This window comes from Dactylosporangium salmoneum (assembly GCF_039532525.1).
In the GTDB taxonomy this organism is placed as follows: Bacteria; Actinomycetota; Actinomycetes; order Mycobacteriales; family Micromonosporaceae; genus Dactylosporangium; species Dactylosporangium salmoneum.
Window position 1 is genome coordinate 4,320 of record NZ_BAAARV010000017.1, and the last position, 4,173, is coordinate 8,492.

At 71.5% G+C, this 4,173-nt stretch carries 6 protein-coding genes; 1 reads left to right on the forward strand and 5 read right to left on the reverse strand.

Annotated features, from left to right (window positions below; all coding sequences use genetic code 11):
• From ABD352_RS09530 to ABD352_RS09540, 3 genes are all read right to left on the reverse strand, one after another.
• The coding region (locus tag ABD352_RS09530; RefSeq protein ID WP_344611891.1) for a hypothetical protein at positions 1-230 on the reverse strand (230 nt) is incomplete at its 3' end.
• 14 nt (positions 231-244) lie between these two features.
• Positions 245-658 carry a VOC family protein gene (locus ABD352_RS09535; protein ID WP_344611892.1) on the reverse strand — a complete coding sequence of 138 codons (414 nt, stop codon included), beginning with the start codon at positions 656-658 and terminating at the stop codon, positions 245-247.
• Positions 655-1,098 carry a helix-turn-helix transcriptional regulator gene (locus ABD352_RS09540; RefSeq protein WP_344611893.1) on the reverse strand — a complete coding sequence of 148 codons (444 nt, stop codon included), beginning with the start codon at positions 1,096-1,098 and terminating at the stop codon, positions 655-657. The genes ABD352_RS09535 and ABD352_RS09540 overlap by 4 nt, the downstream gene beginning before the upstream one ends.
• A 134-nt stretch (positions 1,099-1,232) precedes the next feature.
• On the opposite strand from ABD352_RS09540, the gene ABD352_RS09545 reads away from it, so the two are divergent.
• Complete coding sequence (locus tag ABD352_RS09545) at positions 1,233-2,138, forward strand: polysaccharide deacetylase family protein (protein WP_344611894.1); 906 nt, start codon at positions 1,233-1,235, stop codon at positions 2,136-2,138.
• A 1,271-nt stretch (positions 2,139-3,409) separates the two neighbouring features.
• On the opposite strand, the gene ABD352_RS09550 is transcribed toward ABD352_RS09545, so the two are convergent.
• Together ABD352_RS09550 and ABD352_RS09555 are read right to left on the reverse strand one after the other, a co-directional pair.
• Positions 3,410-3,769, reverse strand: coding sequence for a DUF4180 domain-containing protein (locus ABD352_RS09550; RefSeq protein ID WP_344611895.1), 360 nt, complete (start codon positions 3,767-3,769; stop codon positions 3,410-3,412).
• An 11-nt stretch (positions 3,770-3,780) separates the two neighbouring features.
• On the reverse strand, positions 3,781-4,173 hold a 393-nt coding region (locus ABD352_RS09555), incomplete at its 5' end, for a metallophosphoesterase family protein (RefSeq protein ID WP_344611896.1).

Consider the following 4,173-nt stretch of genomic DNA (forward strand, 5'->3'; position numbering starts at 1 on the left):
GCCTCGGCCAGCAGGCGGCCGAGGCCGGTGACGCCGCACAGCACCAGGTACTCGTCGCCGGACGCGATCAGCTCGTCCAGCGTCTGCGAGTCCGCCGTGTCGGCGACCGCCTGCACCAGCTCGAGGTCGGCCCGCGGGCCGGGCAGGCCGCTGCGCTGCCCCAGGTATGCGGGCCAGTCGGGGGGTGGGAGCTCTCGCAGTACCGCCGCGTGGTCTTGACGACGACCCATGCGGGGACAGTAGCTCAGCCGGCGAACTCCCGCGGTTCGACGAGCACGAGCCAGTTGCCGCTGTTGTCGCGGATGACGGCCTCGACGCCGTAGGGGCGGTCCTCCGGCTCCTGCACGAACTCCACGCCCTTGGCGGCGAGCTCGGCGTGGGTCTTGCGGCAGTCGTCGACCCGCAGGCCGAGGCCGCCCATGCCGCCCTTCTCCAGCTGGCGGCGCACGAAGCCGGCCGCCTCGTCGTCCAGCGGCGGGCCGGGGGTCATCAGCGTGACCTCGAGCTCCGGCTGGCTGGGGTGACGGACCGTGACCCAGCGGAACTCGCCGAGCATGACGTCGCTGGCGGTCTCGAAGCCCAGCACGTCGACGTAGAAGTCCCTGGCCTTGTCCTGGTCCAGACAGTACGTCGTGACCAGCGAGATGTTGGTAATCATGCTTCCGACGTTACTGGGAGTGACCCGGGTGGGGCTTCTCCGAAATTGCGGATCACCCCGGCCATGAACAGCCAGCACCCGGGGATGTGGGGCGCGCCGGTGGCGGCCCAGCGGTTGCGGTACGACACGGGGCTCTCACCGACGATCCGGGTGAACTTCGCCGAGAAGGAGCCCAGGCTCGTGAAGCCGACGGCCAGGCACACCTCGGTGACGGTAAGGTTCGCGTTGCGCAACAGGTCCTGGGCCCGTTCGATGCGCCGGCGGGTCAGGTAGCGCATCGGGGTCTCGCCATAGGTTTCCTCGAAGCACCTGATGAAGTGGTACTTGGAGACAGCCGCCACGGCGGCGACCGACCCCAGGTCCAGCGGCTCCCGGTAGTTGCGGTCGACGTGATCGCGCGCCCGGCGCAGGTGCGCGAGCAACTCGACGGGCACCGTCACGCGTCTACTGTAGTGGCGGGCCTCGCTGTGACGACCACCTATACGCAGCGTCGCCGTCCACGGCCGGGGCTGCATCCAGGGCCGCCGTTCCGATAGCGTGGCCCCGCGTTGTCCGCAAGATTGGGGAGCTCGAAGTGCTCGGCTACCGGCGAAGGATCGCACTCGCGGCCGCGGCCATCATGGTGTTCTTCGGCATCGTGGCCTGCGACGGCGACAAGCCGCGCGTCACCGCCCAGCCGGGCGTGACGGCCGGCACCCCGGCCTCGGTCCCGGCGTCGCAGTCGACCGCCCCGCCGGCCTCCGCGTCGCCGTCCGCCGATGCGTCCGTGCCGGCCTCGCCGTCGGCGTCGAACTCGCCGGCGCCGAGCGGGTCGCCGACGACGTCGAAGCTCCCGGAGGGCTCCGCGGCCCGCCCGGCCGGCACCGGCCAGGGCCCGGCGGAGTCCCTGACCCGCACGTCGGGCACCGAGGTGGCGCTGACCTTCGACGACGGCCCCGACCCGGTGAACACCCCGGCCCTGCTGAAGATCCTGCGCGACAACGGCGTGAAGGCCACCTTCTGCATGGTCGGCTTCCGGGTGCGCGACCGGCCCGACCTGGTCCGCCAGATCTACGCCGACGGCCACACGCTGTGCAACCACTCGTGGCAGCACCTGACCGACCTGGCCAAGCGCGACCCGGGCTACATAGACTGGGACCTGCAGCACACCAACGACGCCATCCACGCCGCCGTGCCGGACGCCCCGATCAAGTACTTCCGCGCCCCGGGCGGCAACTTCACCCCCGACCTGGTCGCCAGGGCCAAGGCGCTGGGCATGGAGTCGATCTACTGGGACGTCGACCCCCGCGACTGGGACCACACCAAGGACAAGAACCACAGCGCCCACATCGCCCGCGTCGTCGCCCAGATCGAGGCCCAGGTCCGCCAGGGCTCGATCATCCTGTCGCACGACAACGGCCAGCCGGACACCATCGTCGCGTACCGCACGCTGATCCCCTGGCTGAAGGAACGCTACGTACTGGTGGGCCTCCCGACCTGACCACCACCGCGACCCCGAGCCCCCGCCGCGGAAGCCGCCACGGCGGGGTAACGATCGGCGTGGTCAGTCAGGAGCGCGTCGGTCTGACCACGAGAGGACGTGTGAGCCCGGCATCCCCGTCGGGCGGGCCGCGGTGGTTCCCGGTCGCCACCGATATCGCGGCGCGCGCGACGGGTCGAGGGCCTTGCCGCGCGGGGTGTCTTTACGGGTCGAGGGCCTTGCCGCGCGGGGTGTCTTTATGGGCTTGGTCAAGCTCCAGCAGTGGGTGGCGGACAGGTCAGGTAATGGGCGGTGGCCTCCGGGTCAGGCCGGTCCGCAGCGGCAGTGCCCGCGGGCGGTCCCCGACGTTGGCCGCTCCACGATCGGACGCAGTGCGGAGCGCTGGCGCGCTCGCAAACTTGCAGCGATACGCGTTGCCGAGACGTCCGGGAATCGGCGGTGGCGGTCCATTGGGAACAATTGTCTGATGGTGCCATCCGTGGGGCACAGGGGAATTGGCGTCCTAACGTGCGCGGCATTGTTGAATGACGGCTTCGATGTGTCGGTGGCCGTACATTGGTGGTCACCGATGCGCGTGTTGCCGCACCGGCGGGCCTTCGCGGTGGTGATGCGGGTTCGCCACGGCGCTTCGGGGCAAGGCCCGGCTGTGTGGTGCCGTCCGCCTCGTGTGGTGCGGGCTCGCCGTCGTACGCCATGCTGCCGCTCGCGGCATGTCCGACCTGCTCAGGCGGTGTAATCGGGGGCGGCGCCGGTTCGCGCCCCGGGTCGTCCCGCCGGTCGCCGGCCGGCGGCGGGGTGTCACCGTGCAGGCGGCGCAGCCGCTCGGCGTGCCGTCTGGCCAGCCCCCAGGCTCGATGCCGCTCGTGCTCCCGGCGGAACTGCTCTTTCGCCGGAGAATAACGACGCGACCTCGTCCGGTCGCGCATGGCAGCCAATTCGGTCTTGGTGAACAATTGCAGCTGCCCCATGTATTCAATTATCCCAGCACCCAGCCGAAATCGCTGCCCCGTAAGCAACGCATAATGGCAAATGGCGCACGCTGATGCCGCAGACCGCGCGAGGACGGCGCGAAGGCGGCGCGAGGACGGCGCGAAGGCGGCGCGAGGACGGCGCGAAGGCGGCGCGAAGGCGGCGCGAAGGCGGCGCGAAGGCGGCGCGAAGACGGCGCGAAGGCGGCGCGAAGACGGCGCGAAGACGGCGCGAAGGCGGCGCGAAGACGGCGCGAAGACGGCGCGAAGACGGCGCGAAGACGGCGCGAAGGCGGCCCGGGCTTACGACAGGCGGGCCGCCAGGGAGGCGCGGTCCGGCAGGAACCAGGCGTCGCGGCCGCGGTTGGACTCGCGGATCAGGTCGCGCAGGGCGGTGCTGGCCGCCACGTGGGCGGAGACGTCGCCGATCACGGCCAGGCGGAGGTGGTAGTTCACCAGCTTCTGCAGGATGTCGCCCGCCACGCCGGTGCGCAGCGCGTAGAAGTCGTCCGCCAGGCGGTGGGCCGGGATCACCACCAGGTCGACGCCGTGGGAGAGGGCGGCGCCCACCAGGTCGCCCGCGCTCAGCTCCGCGCCGTACGCCGGCCCCTCGTCGCCCAGCACCAGCGCGTCCACCCCGTTGATCTGCTCGACCCGGTCCATGAGCAGGCACGCTACCGGGCCAGGCGGTGCAGCAGCACGTCGTTTATCAAGCCATTCGCCAGCGTGAGCGTCATGTAGGTGGCGTGGGGCTGGCGGCGGCGGTCGGTCGGGGAGCCGGGGTTGAGCAGGCGCAGGCCGCCGGGGGCGGTCGTGTCCCACGGGATGTGGGAGTGGCCGAAGACCAGGAGGTCGTGGTCGGGGAAGCGGGCGGCGCAGCGGCGTTCGCGGCCGGTCGCCGGGCCCGTCTCGTGCACCACGGCCAAGCGGACGCCGCCGAGGACGGCCTCGGCGACCTCGGGGAGGTGGGCTCGCAGGGGCGGGCCGTCGTTGTTGCCGTACACCGCGATGAGCCGGCGGGCGCGGGACGACAGGGCCTCGTAGGACTCCAGGCTCACCCAGTCGCC